Genomic DNA, 25,236 nt, shown 5'->3' on the forward strand with positions numbered 1-25,236 from the left:
ACACGACATATCATGAGCAACACCAACTTGATGAAGCAGCTCGTCAAAGAGCTCAACACCGCCTCCGACGCCTATTACAATGGGCGGGGAGAGCTGATGACCGACTTCGAATGGGACGCCAAGTTTGACCGACTGCGCCAACTGGAGCAGGAAACAGGTATCGTGCTGCCAGACTCACCAACCCATAAAGTCTCGGCAGACACCATGGCCGGACAGAAAGAGACGCACGAATACCCTGCTCTCTCCCTGGCAAAGACCAAGAGACGAGAGGACCTCGTGAAATGGGCAGAGGGCAGGCCAGTCTGGATATCATGGAAACTCGATGGGCTGACACTCGTGGTAACCTATGATGACGGTACGCTGACCAAGGTAGTGACACGAGGAGACGGTCATGTGGGAACTAATATCACGCATCTCGCCCGTGCCATTGAGGGAATCCCCAAGACGATCCATGCCAAAGGACACGTGGTAGTGCGTGGCGAAGCTGTCATCTCATACGAGGATTTTGATAGATTTAATCTTGAGAGCGATGAAGAATATGCCAATCCCCGCAACCTCGCCTCTGGCTCTCTGACGCTGAAGGATCCCTACGAAGTGGCTCAACGACACATCCATTGGATTCCGTTCACCCTCGTCCATACCGACGAGGAAATCGTCTCATGGGGAGAACGCATGGACTGGCTCAAGTCTGTTGGCCTTGGATGTGTGGACCATGAACTGATCCAGCAACCCGACATCAACACCATCAATAAAGCTATCGACCGCTGGACACGTAGGGTAACACGACGTGAGAACCCCTACCCCGTCGACGGACTTGTCATCACCTACGATGATACCAATTATGCCGCCACCGGTTCGATCACCGGCCACCATGCTACACGTGCAGGCTTTGCCTTCAAATGGGCAGACGAAAGTGCTGTGACCGAACTTGATCACATAGAATGGAGTTGTGCAGCTTCAACCATATCACCCATTGCAGTATTCAAGCCCGTGGAACTGGAAGGTACCACTGTCAAACGAGCCTCACTATGCAACATCAGTGAGTGTGAACGGCTTAATATCGGCGGAAAAGGAACAGAGATAGAAGTCATCAAGGCCAACAAGATCATACCCAAGGTCATTAATATCAGGAAAAAGGTAGGGAGTCTTGACATACCCACCAACTGCCCAGTATGCAGAGCACCCACTGAGGTTACGGAAAGCGAGGCAAGCGGGACGAAAACACTGCACTGCTCCAACCCTGCATGTCCGGCTAAGCAATTAAAGAAGTTCGCAAGATTCGTCTCCAAGCAAGGCGTCAACATTGATGGCATCTCAGAGCAAACATTACAACGTTTTATCAATTTGGGGTGGATCAAGGAATACGCCGACATTTTCCATCTACCTACTCATGTATCAGAGATTGCGCACCTTGATGGTTTCGGAGAAAAGTCAGCCTCAAATATCGTAAAGTCCATCGAGAAAGCACGCACCGTGGAGGCACGTCGTCTACTCTATGCCCTCAATATCCCACTCTGTGGACAAGACGTATGCAACCGTTTGCTATCCGCATGGCCACTCGGGGAATTGACAAATCTCGCAAAAGGCAAAGCAACAATACAAGGCAGCCTCTTCACTCCTAAGGCTGAAGAGCAGATATCCCTTATCCCCGGCATAGGACCAGAGAAAGCTAAGTCGTTTGTACAGTGGTTCAGCAAAGAAGAAAACCAAACGGCATACGACAAGCTCATGCTGGAACTAAAGATTCAACAGACATCTAACACTGCTACCGGAGCGAAATGTAAGGGACTCACCTTTGTCATTACCGGAGATGTGCAACACTACAAAAATCGCAACGAGCTGAAGACTTATATCGAGAGCCAAGGCGGAAAAGTGACAGGAAGCGTGAGCAAGTCGACATCGTTCCTCATCAATAATGATGCCAACTCCACCAGCAGCAAAAGTCAGAAAGCACACCAACTCAATGTCCCCATTATCTCTGAGAATGAGTTTATAGACAGATTTTCATCAGAAGAATAGTTTTATGCGAATAGATATTATCACTGTATTGCCCGAGATGATAGAGGGCTTTGTCAACGAGAGCATTCTTTCCCGTGCCCAAAAAAAAAGCCTCGCAGAAATTCACCTTCACAACCTGCGTGACTACACCAAAGATAAATGGCGCCGTATTGACGACTATCCTTATGGCGGTTTCGCAGGGATGGTGATGCAATGCGAACCTATCGACAACGCCATCTCAGCCCTAAAGAAGGAGCGGGACTACGATGATATCATATATGTGTCACCAGATGGTGAACAGTTTGATCAAAAAATGGCCAACGACATGAGTCTTCAACAGAACCTTATTATTCTGTGCGGACATTACAAAGGCATAGACCAGCGTGTACGCGACCATCTTATCACTCGTGAAATCAGTATAGGTGACTTCGTACTCACAGGCGGAGAACTGGCAGCAGCAGTCATTGCCGATGCTGTGGTGAGACTGGTACCTGGCGTGATCAGCGATGATCAGAGCGCCCTGTCCGACTGTTTTCAGGACGACCTCCTTGCCGCTCCCATCTATACAAGACCCGCTGACTACAAGGGATGGAAGGTACCAGAGATCCTGCTTTCAGGAAATGAGGCGAAGATTAAGCAATGGGAAATGGACCAAGCCCTTGAGCGTACTAAACGCTTACGCCCTGATCTTCTGGAAAAACAATAAGCCTTTGCTTCCGCTTATTATAAGAAATAGACGCACCCTATACATTCCATATTGTTTTGGGAGCTATTTTTTTCTCCTTACAGTTTCGCCCATTTTCTTACTTAAAGCATAGGCGTCATAAAGTCCGAGCTCTCCTGCACGACTAAGATCGCCTTGTGCAGCCTTTACGTTTCCAACATAATAAAAAGCCACCGCACGATTGTAATAAGCCTGTGCGAGACGTGATTCAAGTCTGATAGCATGACTATAATCATCTATCGCCCTTGCATAATTTTTCTCACTGGCAAACAAATTGCCTCTATTATAGTAGATATAGGCATTCTTTGGCTGCAATTGAATAGAAACCGCAAAGTCACCTTCCACCTGAGAGAGCTTAATACCTGTTTTCGTACCTTTAGAAGCCTCATAGTCGTTAAGCAACTGTTGACAGACAGCACGCTCCCAACGCCCCAAGGAAGAAGCTGTATCCACCGAAAGGTAATCATCTAAGTCGGAAATGGCATCACTATAGTTTTGCGCCTCTGAATATGCCACGGCACGCTGAAGTAACAATGGAGCACGCTGACGGACATCCTTCTCTTCGTTGATACCGGCAGTAAGCGCATCAATAAGCTGGAATATCTGCTTCGACTGTACATCCGTCAATCGTTCCCGCTTGACATTACAAGCCAACAACAACTTCTTAAGAGGCTCTTTCTCTGTATTGAAACGATCCACCTCCGTATCGTAAGCCTGATAGCCCTCGACAGCATTGGCATAAGCGAAATATGACAACTGGAACATGGGAAGGAGAGCTATTTCGACATCACGGTCTTGGATCGTGCCACGGATGCCACTCGAATAGGTGTGCTCTACCTTCGGCTCATCTTCCACAACCACCTCGTTGTACTTGGAAATGTCAATTTCAGAACGCTTGCGAACTTCGCGCAACTTGGACTTACTCCAACGTTGTTGGATACCGATGTGCTTGTTCATCTGGGCCTTAAAGATGCGGAACTCGTCAAGTTCTGCTTGATTCGTCATACCGAGCCGCCGATAACAGTTGGCCCGGGCAGCAAGACCTGCCCAGAAATTAGGGAACTGCGCAATTACCTTAGAATAGTCACGGATCGCCGCCCGCAGACTTCCTATCTTGTCATTGAGCAATGCACGATTGTAGATAGCCATAAAGTTTTGCGGCTCCATCATTACGACAAAGTCAAAATCCTCCACCGCACGGTTATCGTCCCCCAATTGTACCCGCAACAATCCACGGTTATAATGTGCAAGAAAGTTCTTGGGATCGAGATCGATAGCTATATCATAATCAGCAAGTGCTCCACTGAGATTATTGATATTGAGTCTTGTCAGGGCACGATTGACATAATTATTAACTACCTTTGGTCTCAGATGAATTGCCTTTGAAAGACAGCTCTCCGCTGTTCTCCACTGCTTACGATTTAAGGCAATGTATGCTCTTGTAGTCCAGGCATCAGCGTTATAAGGGTCTATTTCCAGACTTTGAGAAAGCCATCGGTCGGCCTGCGTCGTGTCTCTTTTATCAAGGTATATTTCCGCTTTGAGCGAATAAGCCGTAGCTATCTTCGACCAACGCTTGATAATCGTGTCTGCATCAAGCAATGCCTGGTCATAATCCTGCACATTCATGCGACATATTGCCCTATTGACCCAAAAGCTTGAAACCGACGGATTAAGGCGTATGGCATGGTCATAATCATCAATGGCATCTTTATATTTCTCCTGCCGGATGCGCGAGATTGCCCTCAAGTCGAAGATTTGTTCGATATAAGGATTGAGTCCGATAGCCTTTGAAGCATCACTTTCCGAACCAATATAATCGTCAAGATAGAACTTGGCCACGGATCGGTCATACCATGGAAGCCAAAGATACGGCTTCAATGCCAGTACTTTATTGAAATATTGAATAGATAGCACATAATCATCATAATGCAGCGCCACCTCACCATTGGTGATCAAGCGGTCTACATTATATTGGGCATTTACCTTTATAAAGGAGAATAATACCACAAAGACGAGGATGAATCTGTGCCTCATGCGCCCAAGTTTCCTAAAAGATTACTTATGAAAAGGCTTTGTGCGGTAGGCTGCATTAAACTTTCCCTGTGCCATAGCCTTAAGTTTGTTACGGTCAATCTGCTTGCGAAAAGCTGAGATTTTATCCACATACAGCACACCTTCCAAATGATCAAACTCATGCTGCATCACTCGTGCCTGATATCCATCCACCCACTCGTCGTGTGGTTGAAGATCCTCGTCAAGCCATGTGGCATGGATACGTTTAGGCCGACTCACTTCTTCACTAAGTCCTGGTATTGAGAGGCAGCCTTCCTCCATTGAGACTTTACCTGCCTTTTCATCTGCCTCAAGGATATGGCCATTAATGAAAGCATGGTGAAAACCAGCATATTCAGGGTATTCCTCTTTCAAAACATCCAAGTCGATCACCACAACACGAATACTCTTGCCTACCTGTGGAGCGGCAAGACCCACCCCTGAAGAAGCATCAAGGGTCTCAAACATATCCACCAAGAGTTGCTTCAAGCCCGGGTAATCCACAGTAATATCCTGAGCAACTTTCCTTAAGACAGGTTGCCCATAAGTATAAATCGGTAATATCATCTTTTTGAGTTCATATAGTCTTGCAGGATAATCGTCGCGCTAACTTCATCTACAAGACCTTTGTTTTCCTTCCGTACCTTCTTTTTCACGCCACCTTCAATCATCGCTCGATGAGCCAACACAGACGTGAATCTCTCATCGTAATAGTCTATCGGAACCGAAGGGCAAAACTTACGCCACCGGTTGACAAAGTTTTCAACCCTTGCAAGGTTTTCCGATGGTTGCCCATTCGGCTGCAATGGCTTTCCGATAACGATCTGTTCCACTTCCTCCTCCTGTACATATTGGCAAAGGAAGTTGAACAAATCTTTTGTGTCTACAGTCTTCAACCCGTTGGCAATAAGCTGTAGAGGATCACTAACTGCTAATCCCGTACGCTTCTTGCCATAGTCAATGGAGAGAATTCTCGGCATTTATTTCTTATACAACAGCCATGCGTCACTATTCTGATTGAATTTACTCCCACGAATGGCATCTCTGCTCTGCACGGCCTGGGTCTTACTATCGAAAGTCCCCGATACAACACGATACATGTTTCTCTCAGAGTTGAACACAATCTGCGCATCGTATCCATCCTGTTTTAAAAGGCTCTGGAAACCTTCCGCGTTAGACTTAAGGCCGAAGCTACCTACCACGACGCTGAACTGCTTGAGACCTGAGCCACTAATAAGGGTCACGTCTTCTGAACGTACAGGCGTATTATCAACATTGCTAACTGCAGTCTGGTCTGCCTGCTTGGTCACCAAGGGAGTTACCGATGCCTGATCCTCGGTCTGGGCTACGGCAGTTTGCTGCTCTTCCTGTGCTTTTGCCTTCTCGTATGCTTTCTTGTATGCACTTTCTTGAGACTTACAACTTGTGAAAGCGAGTGCCACGCAAAGAGCAGCGCTCAAAACCAAATATTTTTTCATACTTCTTATTAAGAGATTATTGATGTTACTTCCTCTTCAAATGTCACAACCTTTTTATCTGCGAAATTACAAAAATATTGCCAAACAATAAATCCTTCTCTACATAAAGTTTGTTAAACGCGTTTGATATAAAGGTTTTTGGAGGCTGTTAATATTATTTATAACTCTCAGAAGCAAAAAAACTCTCTAATTTGCCTTAATATCAAAAGAAATGGCTAAGTTTGCAATTAGTATTCATGGGGTACTTTGACCAGTTATCCCTTTAACAACTCTTTTACATACAAACCCATAAAAAGAAAGGTAAGAATTATGAAGACATTCGGTTACATTGCCACTTTTCTTGGTGGCGCCATTGCGGGAGCAGCCATAGGCTTATTGCTTGCTCCAGAGAAAGGTGCTGATACGCGCTCAAAAATTGCTGATACCGTGGATGATTTCTGCAAGAAGCACGACATCAAGCTCAACAGAAGTGATGCCGATAACTTGGTTGACGACATCAAAGAAGCTGTCGACGCCGACAAAGCATAATCAGACGAAAGGAGTGCGTTGATGTTTTCCAACGACCAAAACATTGAGACTATAGGCCAGCTTGTAGATGTACTTAAACACTACGCTGGCCTACAGAAAGAGTATATCAAGCTTGGTACCGTGGAGAAGACGGTGAGAATTCTCACAGCCATCGCCATGACTGTCATTCTTGGTTTACTCTTAGTGTTCGTTCTCGTTTTTCTTAGCTTTGCCATAGCTTTTGCATTAGGACCCACTTTAGGGCAGGTAGCAGCATTCTCCATTGTATCAGGATTTCATTTTCTGATTTTTCTCCTATTCATCGTCTTTAGAAAGCAATGGATCGAGCGACCGCTTGTGCGCTTCCTTTCCAAGCTTTTGTTGAGTTAACTGCACATTTACAATCATGAAAGAAAGCTACAATACGACGACATCTTATAAGTCGATAGAAGAGATATGCTCAAGAAAAGCCTTGTTGCTCAAAGATATACAAGCTGACAGCAAACGTATTGACGAAAAATGGCATTCACTTTTCAAGAGTCCTGCGGCGCTCAACCGTTCAGCTAAGCCTTCACAACGCTTTGTAAGCATCATGAATACAGGTGCCGGTGTACTTGACGGCCTGATGCTTGTGTGGAAACTCTACCGCAAGTTTAAAAGGTAATTTTCATCCCATCATAAGGTATCAGGAAACCTTCGGGTAGCCGCATATTTGCTTCTGCATAAAGTCCTATCTGATGCGTGACATGTATTAAGTAAGTTTTCTCTGCACCGACACGCTTTGAGAAGGCTATTGCGTCTCCCACAAGCATGTGGCTATGATGAGGTTTCTCCCACCGCAAGGCATTGACAACCAATGTCTTCACTCCCCTTAGAAAGTTCATTTCCTCATCAGAAATGGTTTTCATGTCGGTAATATAAGCCAGGGATCCAAAGCGATAGCCAAGAATGGCAAGTTTGTCGTGCTGAATCTCAATCGGCAGGACCTTGACATCACCTACCATGAAAGGTTCATGCTTCACTATTTCCCTCAAGTTGAACATAGGCACTCCTGGGTAGGGATGTGACGTGAAGCAATAGGGGAAATTATGCCTCACCGTCTCAACTGTCTGGCGGTTAGCATAGATGTCCAAGTCTCCAAACGCATAACAGAAAGGCCGAAGGTCATCAAGACCTCCCGTATGATCATAATGTTCATGCGTCAACAACACACCGTCAATCTTCTTGAACGGCTCACGAAGTAACTGCATACGAATGTCAGGACCACAGTCAATAAGAATTCGCGTGGTGTCCGATTCCAGCAATGCCGCCGTCCGGAAGCGATGATCGCGAGGATCCATACTCTTACAGACCGCACACTGACAGCCAATTACCGGTACGCCCGTAGAGGTGCCCGTACCGAGAAAGGTCAGTTTCATGAAAAGAACTATCTATTAATATTATGTCGACTTAAACCCATTTCCCTCGTCTAAATGATATTGACCTCAGGTTTGATGTCGAGACCAAACTTGTCTTTCACATCTTTCTGAATGGAATGCATAAGATCCACGACCTCCTTGCCGGTAGCCCCGCCATGATTGACAAGGATCAATGCCTGTTTATTGTATACACCAGCACGACCCAAAGAACGTCCCTTCCAACCGCATTGCTCAATCATCCAGCCGGCAGGAATCTTGTATCTCAGGGTCCCATCGGGCTGTGGCATTTCAAAGAAGCGGAGACCAGCATGTGTCGCCCGTATATGCTCAAAGGTTGTCGCATCTACAATGGGGTTCATGAAAAAACTCCCAGCGTTGCCCATCACGGCAGGATCTGGCAACTTCGACTGCCTGATCTCAATGATAGTATCCCGCAACGATTCTCCAGTAAGCCGACTCTCATCAATGCCCCTGATCTCAAGCTGCCTGCGTACATTACCATAGTCAAGCACCGGATTGAAAGTTCGAGAGAGCTGATAGGTCACATAGAGCATCAGATATCTGTTTTTCCATTCATGCTTAAACTTGCTTTGCCGATAACTGTAACCACAATCTGCAGCAGGGATCGTCACCAATTTACCGCTACCCATCTCCACGGCCTCGACAGTAGTCAGCACATCCTGTATCTCAGCGCCATAGGCGCCAATATTCTGAACAGCAGAGGCCCCACACTGCCCCGGAATCAGACTGAGATTCTCCAAGCCATGATAACCGTGACGTACCGCATAGTCGACCACATCATCAAACGTGGTGCCCGCCCAGCATCTGAGACAAGGCTCATTGCTCCCGTGATTCAGTATGACAGAGATGTCGAAGCGCCGCTCTGGCGTCACTACCTGCCCGTGAAAATCGTCGGTCAGCAGAAGATTGCTGCCACCACCCAACAGAAGAAAGGGCGACTTCACACTTTTTGCCACCCGAACAGCATCCTGCTCATTGGCATAGACTATATATTCATCACAGGCCTGATCAATGCCAAACGTATTGTCATGCAACAGGGAATAATTGTGTTTTACCAGCATTCTTGAGAAATTAAGTGTTAAACTTGACCAATTTCCAGTGATTGCCAATCTTTCTGAATGACATTTCAATTTCCAGCGAGTTAGAGATTCCTCTGATTACAAACAGTTTACGCTTCGACTCGATGTATTGTTGCCCATAGATGATATTATAAATCTTGTCTTTTGGAATCAGCGCAGGCTTGAAGTCGGGCCATTGCTGCGGCATAATGACACCATTGATATTGGAGAAATCGTTTTGCGGATCTGGAGCTGCGAACTCAACTTCATCGGCCATAGACGCTACCTGATAAGCAGAATCACGCGAGAAATGGTCATAGAACCTCAGGAAATCAGCATTCTTGTTGGTATACATCGGCTTGTAATTCATCGAAGTCATCATGAACTGCCCATTGATGCGATTGAACAGGAACTGCTGGACGAGCTTCTTACGGAAAAAGATTTTCTCTATCACCACATGATTCACCGCCGTATCCTTCACCAGATCCATCTGTTTTCTATTATCGAAGATGAGTGTGTAGTACTGCTGGCGCATGAAGAAATGCTCCATTTTCCATCGGTTCATAGGGATTTCCTCCGCAAGTTTTCCATTTCTGTACACTTTTAGGGGAAATACAATACGTTTTCTCTGGAGCTTACGATTGCCTGCAAAGTTGAAGATGAAGTCGTCAAAAAGCTCATCAGCTGCCTTGGGCATTGGCGTATCCTCTATCAAAGCCTCTGTGGAATCCACCTTTGAGGTGTCGGGCAAGATTGAATCCGCGGCCATGTCCTGTTCTGGGCGTGGTTTCTTATCCGTGCAGCCAGTGGGGACCAACAGCAGCGAGATGAGGAGAGACAATAAGATCGCAAATAATACTTTTCTCATAACACACGATTTAACAAGCGCAAAATTACACATTATTTTTAAGATACCATATCCTTTATGGGATAAAATTAGTAACTTTGCATTATCAACGATGGAATAGCGTTGAATGAGTTAGAAAATATTACAATCATGTTGTTAGACAAGATAGACGACCTTCTCAAAGAAGTGTCACAGCTCTCCGCCAAGAATGCGGACGACGTGGAACAGCTCAGAATAAAGTATCTGAGCAAGAAAGGTGAGATAAACGAGCTCATGGACGAGTTCCGCAACGTTGCTAAAGACAAGAAGAAGGAGTTCGGCATCAAGATCAACGAGCTCAAGAAGACCGCAACGGGGAAAATTAACCAGCTTCGCCAGGCTGTAGAGACTACAGAAACCGGTAATGAAAGCCTTGATCTCACCCGCACAGCCTACCCCATTGACTTAGGGACACGGCACCCGCTGTCCATCGTCAAGAACGAGATTATCGAGATTTTCCAGCGCATGGGCTTTACGCTTTTCCATGGACCGGAGATCGATGACGACCAACATGTCTTCACCATGCTTAACTTTGCCGCTGATCATCCTGCACGAGACATGCAGGACACCTTCTTTATCTCGCAAAATCCCAACGATGTCACCAAAAATGTGCTCCTGCGCTCGCATACATCCGGCGACGAGGCGCATTACATGGAAAAGCACGAACCGCCCATTCGCGTGCTCTGCCCAGGGCGGGTCTACCGCAACGAGGCCATCTCCGCCCGTGCGCACTGCTTCTTCCACCAAGTGGAAGGGCTCTATGTGGACAAGGGTGTGAGCTTTACCGACCTCAAGCAAGTACTCCTCACCTTTGCCCGTGAGATGTTCGGACCCGAGACAAAGATACGCCTTCGCCCGTCTTTCTTCCCCTTTACTGAGCCCAGCGCGGAGATGGATATCTCCTGCACTATCTGCGGAGGAAAGGGTTGTGGCTTCTGTAAAAACACGGGATGGGTCGAAATTCTTGGCTGTGGGATGGTCGATCCCCACGACCTCGCAGCCTGCAACATCGATCCCGAGGTTTATACTGGCTATGCCTTTGGCATGGGTGTGGAGCGCATCGCCAACCTTAAATACGGTGTCAACGACCTCCGGCTCTTCTCCGAGAATGACACACGCTTCCTCGAAGAGTTCAAGAGCGCGTATTGATAAAGCAATTGTTTAGTCAAGGATAAATGATAAAGGCAGTCATTGCGACTGCCTTTATTATTTTCTTCTCACCAACACATACACAATAACTGGCACCCCAATGAGAGGGGTGACGGCATTGAGAGGCAGCACCGTACCTCCTGACGGCAACGTGCTGACGAAATTGCAGAGCAGGGCTACAGCCGAGCCCATTACAAGAGTCACAGGCAAGAGCACACGATGATCGCCGGAACCTGAATAGAGGCGGGCCATGTGGGGCACGGCAAGGGCTATGAACGCCACGGGACCGCAGAACGCCGTCACGACAGCTGTGAGAAGGCCTGTAAGCATTAAAAGCTCATTGCGCACTCGCCGCACATTAATGCCTAAGCTCTCAGCGTACTGTGGTCCTAAAAGCAAGGCATTGAGTGGTTTGACAAGCAATAAAGTCGCGCACAAGGCTCCTGTCGTCAGCAACGCGAACAGGGGCAGTTCTGACAGACTGACACTTGAGAAGCTTCCCATTCCCCAAACTACAAAATTACGAATGCCCTCTTCTGTTGCGGAAGCGTTGAGCAACGTGATGAGACTGGAACACAGATAGCCTACCATCATACCAATAATGATAAGCAGCACCGAGCTGCGCACTTTCCGACTGAACGACCATATCAGAGCCGTGACCGACAGGGCCCCCACAAAGGCCGCAACCACCGATGACAAATAGCCCAAAATCCCTCCAAACACAGCCCCCGGTGCCAGTGTGAGCAACGCCACAGCCAGCGAGGCGCCACCCGTCACGCCAAATATATCAGGAGCTGCCAAAGGGTTGCGGAAGGCCGTCTGCAGCAATAAGCCGCTGACAGCCAGTGCACTTCCCGCCAGGAGCGCCGTAAGCGCTTGAGGAAGACGGGAGTAGACGATGATATAACTATCGGTGCCGGTGCCGTGACCTACCAATGCGCGAAATACCTCAGCAACAGAGATCTCCACACTGCCATGGAACAGCGAGGCAAGAAAAAGTAGCAGACACACAAAAATCAACACAAGACGTTTTATCATCATTCAGAAAAATTTAATCTTTTTGAGAGCAGATCTCCATCTTCTGCAAATACAGAGCGGAAGCAACACGCAACATTTATCGGCGATTGTCTCCATCTTTTCCGAAGCAAAATGAAAGCAAGTCCATGCGATAACATTCTTATGCCATCGTGCGACAATTGTGGAACGATCGTGCGGCAATTGTGGAACGATCGTGCGGCAATTGTGGAACGATTGTGCGGCAATTGTGGAACGACCGTGCGGCAATTGTCAAAACGATAACACCACAATGGCCTGATAGCGGAACCGCAGATGTACGGCTTATTTCAGTTTCTGATAATACCTCAACTTTCCAAGTCTCGCACTGGGATGCAACAACATGATCATCTCACGCAGAAGATAATCCGGGCGCCAGCTCACCTCTTCAAAATAAGGTGTTTTTGAACAGTTACACTCATAGATTTCACCCGTCCGGAAGGCCTTTAAAGACTCGTAGCCCTGAAACTCACGCAAGAGGTCGGGCCTGGTGAGCGGTCGCATACCGTTGAACTTGAATGCCCACACGTCACTCTGACCCGCTTTGGCGAGAATCTGCTCAAAGCTCAAGGCCAGGCTTCCGCTGTGGCGGTCGTCAGCAAAAGCGTAGCCACCGTTAGCATCGTGAATGGTCACGGCAACAGTACTCCTGCCACCAGGGGTGTACCACACTGCACCCGTCTTGCGTTCGGTCAGCACACTCCGACCCTTCGGCAACCGCGCAGCAAAAGCCTTCAAACTTTGATAGCTTGAATCGATAACATGGAAAAGTGAGTCCGCTGTGCCGGCACATCCGAGGAGCCGTCCGTAATAGCGCATCCATTCTGCACGACCTAACGAGGAAGTCTCCATATAGTCTGCCGCAAGAATGACGGGGATGCCTAACCGCTCTAACCGCCCAAGGTTCATGCCCTCGTAAGGACTCAGAATAATAGCGTCAGGTTTGAGCGAGACAATACGCTCTACATTGGGATTCAAAGAGCTGCCACAATCCTCTATTTTACCTTTCGTGCCTTCGGCAAGACGCAGCCTGCGCTGGATGTCGGGAATGAGAATATATTTCGAGTCGCAAACACCGATAATCTTGTTTGCTACACCGAGATACTCCATCAACTGACAGTGGGCGGTGGTGAAGACCACCACGCGCCCAAAGGCTTTCCTCATCTTCAGCGTCTGTAGCGCCCTACCCTGTCGCCAAGGGTCTGCGACAACAAAACTACTGTCGACCAGACGATAACTCACCAACCGTGCATAGCGGAATTGCTTTTCTTCAGGTTGCCGCAGCGCGGTAGTCCGACCCTCACAGGCGAAGAGGAGAAGCAGCGGCAGCGCTAATAATCCGATCCAAAACTTTCTTATCGCCACAACAGACTGGTGTTGAAGAAGATGCACGATGGGCCCACACCGCAGGAGAACTCGGCCACCTGCTTGCCATCCTCGCTGAACTCACGCACATATCCATTCGTATTGTAGCTGGCATAGCCGCCTACAAGCGAATTGGATGCTATGAAAAGGTGACCGGAAAGAGGGTCTACATTGATGGCACAGGGGCTGTCAACCTTCATGCCCTGGAGCTGTGTAGCCTTACCTGACACATATTTATAATAAGTGACTGCGCCGGCTCCGTAAGGGGCATCGACCGTGAAGAATGTATTATTGTGAAGCGCAGCCATCGTCGCTGGTGCAACTGTCTCAGAACTGTACTTGTCATTTCCCCGCACGATTTTTTTCAGGCCGTTGCCTGACTGTGCATAAGGCGGCTTCTCGTCATAATGGCCCAAGTCAACGACATAGTATTCACCACCGGAGACAAACACCTGCATCGGGTTCTTGATGCCATCCACCGACGTCGTGTTGACCGACTGTGAGACGTCCTGTTTGTTCAGGTCAATAAAAGAGATCGTGCCTTTGCCTCTACCATAATTACTGTTGGCCACAAACAGATGACCACCTTCCACCGGCGTCCCCGTGATACCTTCGGGATACGAACCCACCTTCCAACTACGCGTCAGCTTAAACGCCGTCGTATCAATCTCTGCTACTGAGCCGTTCTCACCGCCATAGGTGGTGTAGTAGACATGCCCGTTCATGGCAAAGAGCTGGCGGGGTTTAATGCCCTGCTTGTCGCCTAACTGGTCTGTTGTCCTGATTTGCCTGACCTCTTTCAGCGTATTCTTGTCAAGCACTTCAATAACATTCTCTTCTGTCACTGTGAGATAGACCTTACTGCCATAGGTGATTCCGGCATTGGGATTAGTGCCCAAAGCACGGCCATTGGCAGCCTGAAAGACCTTCGGCGACGACTTGCCGGTCTGATAATCATAATAAGTAAGATCACCACTGATACCACTGTAGTTGTTTCCACTGCCTACGACAAACAACCCGTTGCTCGTAGAGACCAGGTCGGTCGGCTCAAAGATATGGTCAGGCTCATCCTTGCAAGCCGTCATCGACAAAACCGCCAGAGCTACAAAGCTCCATCTCATTACATTCTTGTTCATTGTCATTTTTCTTTTTCTCTTAAATCTTTATTATTTCATTTTCATTTCTTTACTCGTCTACTGCCAATACGCCACATTTTTATATTTCACATTTCACCGTAGCCATCCAACTTCTCCCCGGCATGGGATAATGGCTGACAATGCTATATTGTTTGTCGAAAACATTTTTCACATCGACGCGGACCATCCATTTGCAGCCCACAAGCCGGAAGCCACGCCATGCTGTCAGTCCCATAATCCAATAGCCAGGCACTTTCGTCCCTGCATAATGGGAGTTATTAGGCCATCGACTGCTTACGCCAGAACCATGCAAACTCAGATTGATCCAAGGATTCTCCCACGCCAAGCTCATCGAACCGCTGTGAAGAGGAATATAAGCAATTTGGTAATCATAATATGGTGAAGAGGAAGCTGTGCGGTCAGTGACCCTCTGAAAACTGTAAGTCCCTTGGAGCTTCAATACCTGAAAACCGCCGAGACCGAACTCTTCCGAAGCCGACAGCTCTGCGCCTAAAGAGCGTACATGCTCCACATTGATGCAGGTCCACACAAACATGTTGTAAGGCACGGCAACAATCATATCGCGTACGCGGTTGCAATAAGCATCCAACGAGACCTTTCCAGCGTATAGAGGCTTCTGGCACCCAAAGGTCATACCAAGGTTTAGCTGGTCGGTCGACTCAGGCCTCAACGTGGGACTGCCATAATGAAAATAGTAATTCTCGTTGAAATTAGGTGCCCGAAAAATGTTTTTATATGATGCCCGCACATAGAAATCCCTGTCTTTCACGAGTTTGTAGCTCACTGACAACGAAGGCGAAAGTCTGCTCATGTCATGTGCGCCTTCACCGCTCTGTGTTTCATTGATGAAAACAGAGCCAAGCAAGCGCGCTAAGAACGTGAGTCTGCCATCTGAGTACTTCGCCGTAGTGCTCTGCCACAGCGAGTGTCGGTAAGGCCGTGTATCGGTGGAGAGGCTGCTGTTGAGATTGTTGAAGGCATAGTCGGCAGCCAAGTCAAACGTCCACTTGCCCACAGGTGAATAGAGCAGACTGGCTGAAGCATAGCTCTCCCTCTGCCAGTAGCTCGCATCGTTTATTCCATCAGCGTAGAGCTTATCGTGATAAATGTTCTCCATCCAGTTGAAGCGTCCCGATAGCTTGAGGCTGAGATCACCACGGCGATTGCGAACCATGCCCACAGCTTGCATGAAGAAATTGCGGTCGTCGAGTGATTCGCCGCTCATCGTTGTGTAGTATTTTACAATACCCGGCAACAAGCGTTCATTGTCATAATAATACGCTTTAATCCGCCACAAACTGAGAGACGATGGCGTCAAAAGACAATCCAGCTCAGCATGAACACTGTTCATACGCGAGTTGGCGCGGCGTTGGTGAATGGTCTCCGACATGTTGTGGATTGTATATGGATAATCATTTTCTGCGAAGGTGTATTCGCCCATCGCCGAAATCTCCACCTTCCTTGAAAGTTTCTTACGGCATTTTAGGAAAGGACTCACAAAACCGAAACTTCCCCACTCTATCTGTGCATCAAGATTGCTACGACGATGTGCAGGGGTTGGGCCTGCAGTCTCAATGGTCAATAACGCAGGATAAGCACTCTGGCGCGCAGGCAGGAAGATGTCGGCTGCATCACCCACCGTCAGGGCGATGTAGTTTACGCTGTGAAGCGAATAACGTGAAAGGTCGGTTTCACCCGTCTGACAGTCGGACATCACTAATCCATCGTAAACCAACCCTGTATATTTGGCACTGAATCCTCTCACAGCCAGTGTCTTCATGCCACCTGCGCCTCCGTAATCACGCACCGTTGTGCCCGGCATGCGGTTGAGCACATCGGTAATACTTGTTGCCCCCATTGAGAGCATATCAATGGAGCTGAAACCATGCTGAGGCACAGGACTTGCCAATGCACGATGGCCATGAGTCTCAACGATCTCTACCCCACTAAGCTGATGAACGGGCAAACTGTCCTGTTGCGCCCACGCCAAGGCGGGGTACAATATAATTGCTAAACATCCTAAAGTCTTTCGCATCCTTCCTCGAGAACTTGAAATCAAAGCATTGAAAGGCAGGTCTTCTGGCTCGCAGCTAAAAGACAAGCGTCTTCCCGAGGCCTCACGTCCGACTAAGCCGCTTATTGTAAGCGCCTTAATCTGCCATGGAGAACTTCAGTGACTTCGTACTTATCCACAATGCCACACACAGCAGCGGGACTGTCCGTGATTCACACACGGTTCCCTTTTAATTGCCCCGCAAGGGGCAAACCATCTCAACGGATGCAAAGGTAATGATATTTTTCCGAATGCTCATTGCATTAACGGGAAAACTTTTAGGCACGTCCTTGCTTACTAATATCCTTAAAGAGTAAGGGTTATCCTTTATGATAGCAGAGTGCCGCGCCAATGGCCGTGCAAAACTCCGAGTACTTGGGAATGATAAAGTGAACTTTATAAAGCTTTTCGAGCCCAGGAAAGACCAGCTTGCATTGAGGAAGCAGAGTGAGGTTACCAATGAGCACATACTCCTTAATGCCGGAGTTGAGCGAAGCCAGAATACAACTTGACCCAATTGACTGCAACACTGTGGTAATAATACCTCGGGCAATATCTTCACGTGCCGCATTGCTCTTGGCCTTTCCAAAAAGTGAAGCCGTAGCATGCTTAGGAAGTCCGGGTAACGGATTGGGAGAGATATCGCCTATCTGCAAATCGATATTGGAGATATCACCCTGCATGGCCAACGAGACAATCTGTTTCATGTCATCTGTCTTGAGAATGACTCTACTCAGCCCTGCCAGCGTACCACCGCCAATACCGATACCTCCAATATGTCGGATGCCATCGTCGTCGCACTGCACAAGGCTTGTACCCGTGCCCATCGACACCACAATCATCCGGTCAAGCCCCGTCTCATAGCGGGCTCCAAGCCCATCAGCTATGAACTCCTCGGCTTTGTCGGTGGGCAATCCATAGATAGGAGAGTTGACATAGGCTGCTCCCACGCCCGTAATCATTACATGCTCTATGTCTGACAAGGCTATCTGATTGTCGTATAGATACTTGCCAAAAGCCCCATAGAGCGACGTCACAGGGTCTGTAGCCCGAATACGAATGGGTGATACTACGATTTCATCCTCATTGATGCCTACTATTTTAGTGGTACTGATACCTACGTCGATTCCGATAATCATAAAATAAACTGTTGAAAGTCGTTGATGTTATTTAGTTGGAGAATAGAGGAAGAAGCTCCCTCCATCACTGTCACAATACTTGATAAGGAGTTTGCGGATATACTCTGCGTTCGCCTCCACTTGCTGATAGTTACCGTCATATCCATTGATCAGCACCACAAGGTGGGTCGTTGTAAGACTGATCTTCGTCCGTTCATTGTCTGAAGTCGGAGTACCTACACCACCCTTTGCGTCACGATAGACCGGCAATCCAGCTATATTAATCATTCCCCTGCCGATGCCTTCATAGGGTTCTCCCTCCCGTCCTATGCCAAGCGTGAGTGTGTCTCCTTCAAACTTGTCTGCGTCGAAAGCTCCTAAACTGTATCCGTAAGCAATACTGGCAAGATTAGTCAAATCGACAAGAGTATCTACTTGATACAGTCTTTTCCCTTTTAACTGCCTACGTATCAAAGCTTCCGCCGCCGGACGGTAGCGTGATGGATCCTTGCCACAGGCACGGTAGACCTGTCTTGTTGCCGCGATACCTGAAAGATCCTTTAATGATTCGGTCGTCAGAGTCCTTCGGAAATGTTCACCCATGGCATTGATTTCCTCCCACAGAGGCCGGCAATAAGGCGTATTTCTAACATACGCCTCAAGGCATGCGCCCACAAAAGTTGGACAGACGGTTTCTATCTCTTTAGAAACGATAATCTTCATCTATTTGATTCTCTATGAATTACCAATGTTACATTAAATAATAAACTCAACCTCCTTGAACGCATAGCTTCGAATACGATCTTCCCGATCACGCAAAATGTAATGACCGTCATCCTCTACTTCCACCAGCGCAGCATCGAATAGACCATTCTTATCACGATATGTAAAGAACCCATGAGCACGGTAAAGATAAGAGGTATAGAGAGATACTATCTTTTCATAGTTCCCATTGCGAAGGTCTGTAAGATAACTGCTAAAAACTGTCATAAGCTCCCTAAGCAAGACATTACGATCAGTCTCTCTTCCAATAATTTGAATAAGGGAGACCGGATTGGGCGCGTCGCTCTTGAATACCTGCTGATTGACATTGATTCCAGTACCGATGATGCAATCATGAATATGCCCTTGAGAAAGAGAATTCTCTATGATGGTACCGCTGATTTTCTTATTCTTCCAATAAATATCATTCGGCCATTTTATCGTTATGCCATCAGTATACTGTGAGAGCACATCGCGGATGGAGATCGCGACAGCTTCTGATATGAGAAACTGAGAATGAAGAGGCACCCAAACAGGATGGCAGAGTATGGAGAAAAGCAGATTCTTCCCACCTTCACTCTCCCAATGATTAGTGCCCTGTCCTCTTCCAGCAGTTTGGTAATCAGCAGATACGACAACAAGATCCGCATGATTTCCAACGGTCTCCATATCAGGAAGGTGTTGCTTAAGATAATTGCTTGTGGAATCAGTCTCATTGATATCCACATAGTTGACTATTGACTGAGGCTTCTTTTTTCTTTCAAACAAGGAGAGGATTGAACGCATCTTCAATATGATTAATATGTAAATTACTACTATTACGCTTTCCAGTGATAGCAATGATGTCAAAGCGAATCTCCTCGCTAATGTCATGCGACTTGACGTATTCATCTGCTGCAAGACCTAAGTGGCAGATCTTCTTAATGTCCACTGCGTCTTCAGGAGTTTGTGTATCGTCATTACCTCGTGCCTTAACCTCCACAAAAACGACTGTGGTCAGGTCTGCTGACTTACAGATAATGTCGATATCTCGCTTGCTTCTCCCAAAGGTCCAGTCACGCTCCATAATGATGTAACCTTTACCTTTCAAGTACTCAGCAGCGAGCTCCTCGCCCCATTTGCCATAATCATTGTGTTCTGCCATAGCATTATCCATCAACTGTCACGCTGCAAAAATAGCTTTTTTCTTTCATAAGTCAAAGAGAAAGCCTAACTTTGTGGAATAAAAGACACAAAATGCAAGAAGAACAAAACAACAGAGATGAATATTTCATGCGTCTGGCTATCAGCGAAGCACAGGCTGCCTATGAAGAGGGCGAAATTCCTGTGGGTGCCGTGATCGTAGCCAATGGCAGAGTCATAGCACGGGCACACAATCAGACAGAGACTCTCCACGATGTCACTGCCCATGCGGAGATGCTCGCCATCACATCTGCAGCAAGCATGCTGGGTGGTAAATATCTCAACGGATGCACGTTATATGTCACTGTAGAGCCCTGTGTGATGTGCGCCGGAGCCTTGGGATGGGCACAGCTGAGCCGCATTGTCTTCGGAGCGCCCGATGAGAAAAGAGGCTACTCCACCTTTGCGCCAAAAGCCCTTCATCCCAAGACTAAGGTGACCAGGGGCGTGCTTGAAAAAGACTGCAAAGCATTGATGCAATCGTTTTTTGCTTCAAGAAGATAAGGACACTCCCACCAACAAGCCGTCTCATTTCACCAGAATAACCAGATACTTGCTGGTACTCCAAAAGAGTTGTGGGTTGGTGATGGTCAACACACACAACTTATTATTATCCCGCGTGAGCTCATAGCTGCTCAAGGGATGTGCCGTGAGTAACTTTGCCGACTTGGAGTAAAGCTTTATTTCCTTCGTCACACGAATGTCAATCTTCGTAAAGTAGTTCTTGTTGAAACTCTGTTGAAGCACCTTACCGTCCATCAGAATACGTTGCTCCTTGAGTTCAGCCTTGGTGCCAAACACGTACCAAGCCGTATTGAGCTGTGCGTCCTGGCTGTTGATAGTCTGTGTCTTTTCCGCGCTCTCATCTTCCAACTCACTCACATTATCATTGAGATTACTGATGGTTTGGTCGAGTTCGGCAATATGGATATTCTTTGCATCAAGCTCAGCACGCAACTGTTGAAGCTGTTGATCCTTGTCATCAAGTTGGCGCAACATGTTAGCGATGACTTTCTTCAACTCAACACTTTTGAAGTCACTATCACGGAGCTGCCCTTGCAGTTTCTTGATGAGCTCTCGATTCTGTTGCATCCGGTCTGCGATGAACTTGATGTCCTCCTTGATCTGTTGCGCCTTGTCAGCACGCTCATCATCTTGAATAAGATTGACCCGATTCTCGGCCTCATTGATTTCGTTGAAACCGGTCTGTATCTCGTTCAAGGTCGCCATCATATCGTTAATTTGTCCATCACGCTGTGAGATGATGTGTTGCAAAGAGTCATCTTTCGCCACACTGCGCACACTCACTTTCTGAGCCTTACGCTCCCCACAACCGCTGAAAGCAAGCCATGAAACAATCCCCATCATGAGGAAAGAAACAATCAATAATAAGGATGGTCTTCTCATAGCGTCTTATCTTTTTTTAATTTTCCGGCGAGAACGATGACGATCTCACCTTTAGGATCGATCTCTTCAAAATGGGCTACCACCTCATCAAGCGTGCCGCGAACATGCTCCTCGTGAATCTTGCTGATCTCACGGGCTACACTCACCTGCCTGTCCCCACCAAAAACTTCCCGAAACTGCTTCAGGGTCTTTAAAGTCCGGTAAGGCGATTCATAGAACACCATGGTGCGCGTCTCCTCCCGCAAGCTCTGTAAATGAGTCTGCCGTCCTTTCTTCTGAGGAAGAAACCCTTCAAAGCAGAAACGATCGCAGGGAAGCCCCGAGGAGACTATGGCAGGAATACAAGCCGTAGCTCCGGGAAGTGTCACCACGGGAATGCCCTCCTTTGCTGCCTCACGGGCAAGAAAGAAACCCGGATCGCTGATACCCGGAGTCCCCGCATCGCTTATCTGGGCAATCGTCATGCCGGCTTTCAACTTCTCAATGATGCCGGAGGTAGTGCCGTGCTCATTAAACTTATGGTGTGCCACAAGGTGGTTTTTAATGTCATAGTGCTTCAGAAGGATGCCCGAAGTACGGGTATCCTCAGCAAGCACAAGGTCGGCTTCTCTAAGAATCCGCAAGGCACGGAGCGTAATATCCTCCATATTGCCCACCGGTGTAGGAACTATATAAAGTGTACCCATATTGATCAACAAATGTAGGCAATTAATTTATATACAGCAAAAAAATGATAAATTCTTTGCATTTTTTAAGAGCCCTCTTCTGATTTTATTGTCTATCTTTGCACCTATGATTGAGAATCTCACTGGGGAAGTCCACCGTCCCGGCAGAATAGAGGTGGTTTGCGGGTCCATGTTTTCCGGTAAGACAGAGGAACTGATCCGTCGTCTGAAACGTGCACGGATAGCGCGCCAAGCGGTAATGATCTTCAAGCCTGCTATTGACAATCGCTACTCCAAAGTGGATGTGGTCAGCCACGACCACAACTCCATTCTTTCCACACCCATTAAGGATGCTTCTTCGATGTTGAAGGCTGCTCAAGGCTACGACGTAATCGGCATTGACGAAGCACAGTTTTTCGATGACAGTCTTATTGGAGTATGCAACCGACTGGCCTATCACGGCATGCGCGTCATCGTGGCGGGACTCGACATGGACTATCTCGGGCAGCCTTTCGGGCCGATGCCACAGTTGCTTGCCATCGCCGACGAAGTAACCAAAGTCCATGCCATCTGCGTCAAATGCGGCTCATTGGCCTACGCCAGCCACCGGCTGGTGAAAAGCAATGCACAGGTAATGCTTGGAGAAAAGGAAGAGTATGAGCCTCTCTGCCGTGATTGTTTCAAGAAAGCGATAGAAGAGGATCAACGCAACGCAAGGTCAAAAAGCTTATTCGACCAATAAGCACGCCGATAGCTTCTCTTCTACCAAGCTTCCCCTCCTTATTCCTTCACGATCAAGCCACCCATTGCCGGTATGGCTACGCGCATGCTGCCGTCCTTACCCACCCTTGTGATTTTACTCATGGTCTGGCGGTCCTTGTTCTCATAGAGCATCGTTACGGCCTTACCGGCAAGTTCCCTTAAGTAAAGAGTCAACCAGCAAGTGCAATATTAGGCATAATATTTGTAAAACTCCTGCTTTGGTGTTGAAAAGTTCAATTTTTCCCTTGGTCTTCTGTTGATTTTGGCCTGTATCATCTTAATTCTTTTGTCTGTGACGGTACTTATATCCGTCCCTTTTGGAATATATTGTCTGATGAGCTTGTTGGTGTTCTCCACAGCCCCTTTCTGCCAAGAAGAGTATGCGTCCGTGAAATAGATATCCAGTCCCAACTTCCGTGCCATCCACCCATGTTCGGCAAACTCACTTCCGTTGTCCGTAGTGATGGTCTTGAGATGCTCTCCCTTGTATGGCATGAGCAGCCTCCATACGGTCTTTGCCGGCGGCATGGCCTTCTTGCCATGCTTGAGTTTCTCCATGATGAGGAAGTTCGTGCTGCGTTCTATCATCGTGAGGATGGCGTTGCCGTCCTTGTCGACAATCAGGTCCATCTCCCAGTCCCCGAACCGCCTGCCGTCTGCCTCCTTCGGACGTTCGTGTATGCTTACCCTGTTTCTGATACTCGGCGCCTTGGTTACATGCCTGTGAGAGGGACTGCGGTGATACTTCATCTTATGGCGGCAGTTGGCGGCAAGTGTCCCACCCGTATCGTTGCGGATCATCTTGTAAATGGTTTCGTGGGAGATCTTCACGCCCTCCTTGCCCAGGTAGCCGGATATCTGCTTGGGGGACCATTGCTCTCCGGTGATGAGCTCACGCACGCGCCAGAGAAGCAACCGGCTCACGGAACGATTGCCCGGAATACGGTGCATGCGTTCTTGGGAAAGGGCATCGGCCTTGTCCCAGACATACTTGCCGTTCTTTGTCGTATTGCGTTTCAGCTCACGACTTACGGTTGATTCACTGACCCCTATCAGCCGGGCAATTGCTTTATTGGTCTGTTTCTTTTGTTTTCCCAGGTAGATTGCGTACCTTTGCTCACGGGTTAAGTGCTTGTACATAGGCAATACAAAAGTAATTAATCCTTGGGAGACAGCGGTCTCCCTTTTGTCTTTTTTGCATTGCCGGTTGTTTTTTATTCCTCCGTGTCGGATGTGGCCAACCTTGTCGCTTCGCGCCAAGAACGTCCGAATCCGACACGGAGGTCAACTCTTACAATCACCCATTAAGATATTGCACTTCTATCTTGAATGTTTATCGAAATTATTTCGACCTGTACGGTTGAAAAATTGATTTCTGACTGAGCAAATAATTCCCCACTTTTTCCGTTATAACTAAAAATTATAAAGTCATAAAAGACATGGGAAAGTCAAAAATACGGTTTTATGCCAAGATAACGACCCCTGATGGCCGTGAAATAACAAGACGTGTGGAAGAGGATATACCAGACGACCTCAACCCGCACGATCTTGATGAGTTTATGTCTTCATTTGACGATTATGAGCAGCATGTGCTGAAAGCTCGAAACGGAATATGTGAAGAGATTACTCAGGCCTGGTTAGAAGAGCAGGCTAAAAAGGGGGCCTGATTTTGGTGAAACTGAAAAAGTAGCGAAAACGTTAGATTGCGAGATTGGCGTTTTCTCGGCCGTAGTGGACAAAAAGTCCATAAAGGGTCTAAAACCTAAACAGCGGCTTCGTAGTACATCTTTCCGTAAGCTAAATCTACAGTTGGTAAGCAAGCTCAGCTATCGTGACACGACTGACGTGCTCAATGGCGTGCTTCACCGCGAGAAGCAGGATAGCGTCAAGACGTCCACACTGGAAGACCGGGTTGAATCGTTTGGGGATTCATTGTCTGACGGCTATACATCCAAGGCTGAGAAGATACTTGAATCATATCACATAGACAAAGACGGCATTATAGCTGAAGATTCACACTTTCCCCTACCGGTCGTAAAACCGGAGCTGACAACAGGCTTTGAGGAAAAACAGATACGCCGCCTAATCACAGAGTACAACCGAGGCAGGGACCGCATGACGAAACTGAAATATGAAAACTCAATGTTGGAAATGGAAGACGGCACCGGGAAATGTTATTACATCAGCATTGACGATATTGGAGTAAGGTTTCAAAAGCCCGAGAGAAAGCAAAAAAGCAAGAAGGGTAAGGCGTTTGTTGAAAATACGGTTATACACATTCAGTCAGAAGGAAAACAGTACACATTGACAGCCGTAGGAATGGACAAGGCTTTCAAGCTGCTCGTCGCATTTCTTCTTGAAAACAGGCTTATGGAGGACAGTCGTCTCATATTCTTCTCTGACGGGGCTACATGCATC

The 25,236-nt window shown here is 47.6% G+C and carries 29 protein-coding genes and 1 riboswitch; of the genes, 10 read left to right on the top strand and 19 right to left on the bottom strand.

Annotated elements, in window-relative coordinates; translation table 11 throughout:
* The first annotated feature begins 12 nt into the window (after positions 1-12).
* Together ligA and trmD are read left to right on the top strand one after the other, a co-directional pair.
* Complete coding sequence (ligA, locus tag PREMU_RS09270) at positions 13-2,019, top strand: NAD-dependent DNA ligase LigA (RefSeq protein ID WP_007574771.1); 2,007 nt, start codon at positions 13-15, stop codon at positions 2,017-2,019.
* 4 nt (positions 2,020-2,023) lie between these two features.
* A complete protein-coding gene (gene trmD, locus PREMU_RS09275; protein WP_007574772.1) occupies positions 2,024-2,704 on the top strand; it encodes a tRNA (guanosine(37)-N1)-methyltransferase TrmD in 681 nt (226 codons plus the stop codon).
* Positions 2,705-2,767: 63 nt separating this feature from the next.
* Here the strand turns inward: trmD and PREMU_RS09280 are convergent, their stop codons facing one another.
* Genes PREMU_RS09280 through PREMU_RS09295 form a run of 4 tightly spaced genes read right to left on the bottom strand, consistent with a single transcriptional unit; the run spans position 2,768 to position 6,255 of the window.
* Positions 2,768-4,759 (bottom strand): tetratricopeptide repeat protein, encoded by a 1,992-nt coding sequence (locus PREMU_RS09280; protein WP_007574773.1) that lies wholly within the window; start codon positions 4,757-4,759, stop codon positions 2,768-2,770.
* A 21-nt stretch (positions 4,760-4,780) separates the two neighbouring features.
* Positions 4,781-5,344, bottom strand: a complete 564-nt coding sequence (gene def / locus PREMU_RS09285; RefSeq protein ID WP_007574775.1) for a peptide deformylase — start codon at positions 5,342-5,344, stop codon at positions 4,781-4,783.
* Entirely contained in the window at positions 5,341-5,757 is a 417-nt protein-coding gene (gene ruvX / locus PREMU_RS09290) for a Holliday junction resolvase RuvX (protein ID WP_007574777.1), read from the bottom strand. The genes def and ruvX overlap by 4 nt, the downstream gene beginning before the upstream one ends.
* Positions 5,758-6,255: an SPOR domain-containing protein gene (locus tag PREMU_RS09295; RefSeq protein WP_007574779.1), complete on the bottom strand. Its 498-nt coding sequence runs from the start codon at positions 6,253-6,255 to the stop codon at positions 5,758-5,760.
* Positions 6,256-6,564: 309 nt separating this feature from the next.
* Between PREMU_RS09295 and PREMU_RS09300 the strand changes: the two genes are divergently transcribed.
* From PREMU_RS09300 to PREMU_RS09310, 3 genes are read left to right on the top strand one after another with little or no spacing between them, the layout of a single operon-like run.
* On the top strand, positions 6,565-6,783 hold the full coding sequence (locus tag PREMU_RS09300; protein WP_007574781.1) for a YtxH domain-containing protein: 219 nt from the start codon (positions 6,565-6,567) through the stop codon (positions 6,781-6,783).
* Positions 6,784-6,804: 21 nt separating this feature from the next.
* Positions 6,805-7,152 (top strand): phage holin family protein, encoded by a 348-nt coding sequence (locus PREMU_RS09305; RefSeq protein ID WP_007574782.1) that lies wholly within the window; start codon positions 6,805-6,807, stop codon positions 7,150-7,152.
* A gap of 16 nt (positions 7,153-7,168) precedes the next feature.
* A complete protein-coding gene (locus PREMU_RS09310) occupies positions 7,169-7,426 on the top strand; it encodes a hypothetical protein (RefSeq protein ID WP_007574784.1) in 258 nt (85 codons plus the stop codon).
* On the opposite strand, the gene PREMU_RS09315 is transcribed toward PREMU_RS09310, so the two are convergent.
* The 3 genes from PREMU_RS09315 to PREMU_RS09325 are packed head-to-tail and all read right to left on the bottom strand — an operon-like array spanning position 7,416 to position 10,127.
* Complete coding sequence (locus PREMU_RS09315; RefSeq protein ID WP_007574786.1) at positions 7,416-8,180, bottom strand: MBL fold metallo-hydrolase; 765 nt, start codon at positions 8,178-8,180, stop codon at positions 7,416-7,418. The genes PREMU_RS09310 and PREMU_RS09315 overlap by 11 nt on opposite strands.
* Before the next feature lie 50 nt (positions 8,181-8,230).
* Complete coding sequence (gene murB / locus PREMU_RS09320; RefSeq protein WP_007574788.1) at positions 8,231-9,262, bottom strand: UDP-N-acetylmuramate dehydrogenase; 1,032 nt, start codon at positions 9,260-9,262, stop codon at positions 8,231-8,233.
* Positions 9,263-9,272: 10 nt separating this feature from the next.
* Positions 9,273-10,127 (bottom strand): DUF4348 domain-containing protein, encoded by an 855-nt coding sequence (locus tag PREMU_RS09325; protein ID WP_040558220.1) that lies wholly within the window; start codon positions 10,125-10,127, stop codon positions 9,273-9,275.
* 129 nt (positions 10,128-10,256) lie between these two features.
* On the opposite strand from PREMU_RS09325, the gene pheS reads away from it, so the two are divergent.
* Positions 10,257-11,294 carry a phenylalanine--tRNA ligase subunit alpha gene (pheS, locus tag PREMU_RS09330; protein ID WP_007574792.1) on the top strand — a complete coding sequence of 346 codons (1,038 nt, stop codon included), beginning with the start codon at positions 10,257-10,259 and terminating at the stop codon, positions 11,292-11,294.
* 57 nt (positions 11,295-11,351) lie between these two features.
* On the opposite strand, the gene PREMU_RS09335 is transcribed toward pheS, so the two are convergent.
* The 8 genes from PREMU_RS09335 to PREMU_RS09370 all read right to left on the bottom strand — a co-directional run bounded on the left by PREMU_RS09335 (position 11,352) and on the right by PREMU_RS09370 (position 19,946).
* The gene (locus PREMU_RS09335) at positions 11,352-12,332 is read right to left on the bottom strand and encodes an iron ABC transporter permease (RefSeq protein WP_007574794.1); all 981 of its coding nucleotides are present in this window, start codon (positions 12,330-12,332) and stop codon (positions 11,352-11,354) included.
* Positions 12,333-12,632: 300 nt separating this feature from the next.
* A complete protein-coding gene (locus PREMU_RS09340; protein ID WP_007574796.1) occupies positions 12,633-13,712 on the bottom strand; it encodes an ABC transporter substrate-binding protein in 1,080 nt (359 codons plus the stop codon).
* Complete coding sequence (locus PREMU_RS09345) at positions 13,703-14,848, bottom strand: YncE family protein (RefSeq protein ID WP_007574799.1); 1,146 nt, start codon at positions 14,846-14,848, stop codon at positions 13,703-13,705. Before PREMU_RS09345 ends, PREMU_RS09340 begins: the two co-directional genes overlap by 10 nt.
* A gap of 79 nt (positions 14,849-14,927) precedes the next feature.
* Complete coding sequence (locus PREMU_RS09350) at positions 14,928-16,904, bottom strand: TonB-dependent receptor plug domain-containing protein (protein ID WP_007574801.1); 1,977 nt, start codon at positions 16,902-16,904, stop codon at positions 14,928-14,930.
* A gap of 17 nt (positions 16,905-16,921) precedes the next feature.
* Positions 16,922-17,156, bottom strand: a riboswitch (cobalamin riboswitch).
* Positions 17,157-17,242: 86 nt separating this feature from the next.
* A complete protein-coding gene (coaW, locus tag PREMU_RS09355; RefSeq protein WP_007574803.1) occupies positions 17,243-18,061 on the bottom strand; it encodes a type II pantothenate kinase in 819 nt (272 codons plus the stop codon).
* A 27-nt stretch (positions 18,062-18,088) separates the two neighbouring features.
* Complete coding sequence (locus PREMU_RS09360) at positions 18,089-18,763, bottom strand: B3/B4 domain-containing protein (protein ID WP_007574804.1); 675 nt, start codon at positions 18,761-18,763, stop codon at positions 18,089-18,091.
* A 33-nt stretch (positions 18,764-18,796) separates the two neighbouring features.
* The gene (locus PREMU_RS09365) at positions 18,797-19,588 is read right to left on the bottom strand and encodes a biotin--[acetyl-CoA-carboxylase] ligase (protein WP_007574805.1); all 792 of its coding nucleotides are present in this window, start codon (positions 19,586-19,588) and stop codon (positions 18,797-18,799) included.
* Positions 19,563-19,946, bottom strand: coding sequence for a YraN family protein (locus PREMU_RS09370; RefSeq protein WP_007574806.1), 384 nt, complete (start codon positions 19,944-19,946; stop codon positions 19,563-19,565). The genes PREMU_RS09365 and PREMU_RS09370 overlap by 26 nt, the downstream gene beginning before the upstream one ends.
* 92 nt (positions 19,947-20,038) lie before the next feature.
* On the opposite strand from PREMU_RS09370, the gene PREMU_RS09375 reads away from it, so the two are divergent.
* Positions 20,039-20,488, top strand: coding sequence for a nucleoside deaminase (locus tag PREMU_RS09375; RefSeq protein WP_007574808.1), 450 nt, complete (start codon positions 20,039-20,041; stop codon positions 20,486-20,488).
* A 24-nt stretch (positions 20,489-20,512) separates the two neighbouring features.
* Here PREMU_RS09375 and PREMU_RS09380 read toward each other — a convergent pair whose 3' ends face one another.
* Both PREMU_RS09380 and rsmI read right to left on the bottom strand, forming a co-directional pair.
* Positions 20,513-21,391 carry a Cbp1 family collagen-binding glycoprotein adhesin gene (locus PREMU_RS09380; protein ID WP_007574810.1) on the bottom strand — a complete coding sequence of 293 codons (879 nt, stop codon included), beginning with the start codon at positions 21,389-21,391 and terminating at the stop codon, positions 20,513-20,515.
* Entirely contained in the window at positions 21,388-22,077 is a 690-nt protein-coding gene (gene rsmI / locus PREMU_RS09385) for a 16S rRNA (cytidine(1402)-2'-O)-methyltransferase (protein WP_007574812.1), read from the bottom strand. The genes PREMU_RS09380 and rsmI overlap by 4 nt, the downstream gene beginning before the upstream one ends.
* 106 nt (positions 22,078-22,183) lie before the next feature.
* On the opposite strand from rsmI, the gene PREMU_RS09390 reads away from it, so the two are divergent.
* The gene (locus PREMU_RS09390) at positions 22,184-22,798 is read left to right on the top strand and encodes a thymidine kinase (RefSeq protein WP_007574814.1); all 615 of its coding nucleotides are present in this window, start codon (positions 22,184-22,186) and stop codon (positions 22,796-22,798) included.
* 38 nt (positions 22,799-22,836) lie between these two features.
* Here PREMU_RS09390 and PREMU_RS15060 read toward each other — a convergent pair whose 3' ends face one another.
* On the bottom strand, positions 22,837-22,992 hold the full coding sequence (locus PREMU_RS15060; protein ID WP_156803992.1) for a hypothetical protein: 156 nt from the start codon (positions 22,990-22,992) through the stop codon (positions 22,837-22,839).
* 15 nt (positions 22,993-23,007) lie between these two features.
* Positions 23,008-23,958 (bottom strand): IS30 family transposase, encoded by a 951-nt coding sequence (locus PREMU_RS09395; RefSeq protein WP_007574815.1) that lies wholly within the window; start codon positions 23,956-23,958, stop codon positions 23,008-23,010.
* A gap of 299 nt (positions 23,959-24,257) precedes the next feature.
* Between PREMU_RS09395 and PREMU_RS09400 the strand changes: the two genes are divergently transcribed.
* Positions 24,258-24,485, top strand: a complete 228-nt coding sequence (locus PREMU_RS09400; protein WP_007574821.1) for a hypothetical protein — start codon at positions 24,258-24,260, stop codon at positions 24,483-24,485.
* 142 nt (positions 24,486-24,627) lie between these two features.
* The coding region (locus PREMU_RS09405) for a hypothetical protein (RefSeq protein ID WP_007574823.1) at positions 24,628-25,236 on the top strand (609 nt) is incomplete at its 3' end.

The organism is Hallella multisaccharivorax DSM 17128, assembly GCF_000218235.1.
Classification (GTDB): domain Bacteria; phylum Bacteroidota; class Bacteroidia; order Bacteroidales; family Bacteroidaceae; genus Prevotella; species Prevotella multisaccharivorax.

What these genes read in the sequence shown, in the direction of transcription:
- murB (WP_007574788.1), bottom strand. Translation starts at nt 9,262, where the DNA reads ATGCTGGTAAAACACAATTATTCCCTGTTGCATGACAATACGTTTGGC.
- PREMU_RS09375 (WP_007574808.1), top strand. Translation starts at nt 20,039, where the DNA reads ATGCAAGAAGAACAAAACAACAGAGATGAATATTTCATGCGTCTGGCT.
- PREMU_RS09280 (WP_007574773.1), bottom strand. Translation starts at nt 4,759, where the DNA reads ATGAGGCACAGATTCATCCTCGTCTTTGTGGTATTATTCTCCTTTATA.
- PREMU_RS09310 (WP_007574784.1), top strand. Translation starts at nt 7,169, where the DNA reads ATGAAAGAAAGCTACAATACGACGACATCTTATAAGTCGATAGAAGAG.
- PREMU_RS09390 (WP_007574814.1), top strand. Translation starts at nt 22,184, where the DNA reads ATGATTGAGAATCTCACTGGGGAAGTCCACCGTCCCGGCAGAATAGAG.
- trmD (WP_007574772.1), top strand. Translation starts at nt 2,024, where the DNA reads ATGCGAATAGATATTATCACTGTATTGCCCGAGATGATAGAGGGCTTT.
- PREMU_RS09370 (WP_007574806.1), bottom strand. Translation starts at nt 19,946, where the DNA reads ATGGCAGAACACAATGATTATGGCAAATGGGGCGAGGAGCTCGCTGCT.
- PREMU_RS09400 (WP_007574821.1), top strand. Translation starts at nt 24,258, where the DNA reads ATGGGAAAGTCAAAAATACGGTTTTATGCCAAGATAACGACCCCTGAT.
- PREMU_RS09295 (WP_007574779.1), bottom strand. Translation starts at nt 6,255, where the DNA reads ATGAAAAAATATTTGGTTTTGAGCGCTGCTCTTTGCGTGGCACTCGCT.
- rsmI (WP_007574812.1), bottom strand. Translation starts at nt 22,077, where the DNA reads ATGGGTACACTTTATATAGTTCCTACACCGGTGGGCAATATGGAGGAT.
- coaW (WP_007574803.1), bottom strand. Translation starts at nt 18,061, where the DNA reads ATGATTATCGGAATCGACGTAGGTATCAGTACCACTAAAATAGTAGGC.
- PREMU_RS09365 (WP_007574805.1), bottom strand. Translation starts at nt 19,588, where the DNA reads ATGCGTTCAATCCTCTCCTTGTTTGAAAGAAAAAAGAAGCCTCAGTCA.
- def (WP_007574775.1), bottom strand. Translation starts at nt 5,344, where the DNA reads ATGATATTACCGATTTATACTTATGGGCAACCTGTCTTAAGGAAAGTT.
- PREMU_RS09345 (WP_007574799.1), bottom strand. Translation starts at nt 14,848, where the DNA reads ATGAACAAGAATGTAATGAGATGGAGCTTTGTAGCTCTGGCGGTTTTG.
- ligA (WP_007574771.1), top strand. Translation starts at nt 13, where the DNA reads ATGAGCAACACCAACTTGATGAAGCAGCTCGTCAAAGAGCTCAACACC.
- ruvX (WP_007574777.1), bottom strand. Translation starts at nt 5,757, where the DNA reads ATGCCGAGAATTCTCTCCATTGACTATGGCAAGAAGCGTACGGGATTA.
- PREMU_RS09350 (WP_007574801.1), bottom strand. Translation starts at nt 16,904, where the DNA reads ATGCGAAAGACTTTAGGATGTTTAGCAATTATATTGTACCCCGCCTTG.
- PREMU_RS09335 (WP_007574794.1), bottom strand. Translation starts at nt 12,332, where the DNA reads ATGATAAAACGTCTTGTGTTGATTTTTGTGTGTCTGCTACTTTTTCTT.
- PREMU_RS09380 (WP_007574810.1), bottom strand. Translation starts at nt 21,391, where the DNA reads ATGAGAAGACCATCCTTATTATTGATTGTTTCTTTCCTCATGATGGGG.
- PREMU_RS09315 (WP_007574786.1), bottom strand. Translation starts at nt 8,180, where the DNA reads ATGAAACTGACCTTTCTCGGTACGGGCACCTCTACGGGCGTACCGGTA.
- PREMU_RS09325 (WP_040558220.1), bottom strand. Translation starts at nt 10,127, where the DNA reads ATGAGAAAAGTATTATTTGCGATCTTATTGTCTCTCCTCATCTCGCTG.
- PREMU_RS09360 (WP_007574804.1), bottom strand. Translation starts at nt 18,763, where the DNA reads ATGAAGATTATCGTTTCTAAAGAGATAGAAACCGTCTGTCCAACTTTT.
- PREMU_RS09300 (WP_007574781.1), top strand. Translation starts at nt 6,565, where the DNA reads ATGAAGACATTCGGTTACATTGCCACTTTTCTTGGTGGCGCCATTGCG.
- PREMU_RS09305 (WP_007574782.1), top strand. Translation starts at nt 6,805, where the DNA reads ATGTTTTCCAACGACCAAAACATTGAGACTATAGGCCAGCTTGTAGAT.
- pheS (WP_007574792.1), top strand. Translation starts at nt 10,257, where the DNA reads ATGTTGTTAGACAAGATAGACGACCTTCTCAAAGAAGTGTCACAGCTC.
- PREMU_RS09395 (WP_007574815.1), bottom strand. Translation starts at nt 23,958, where the DNA reads ATGTACAAGCACTTAACCCGTGAGCAAAGGTACGCAATCTACCTGGGA.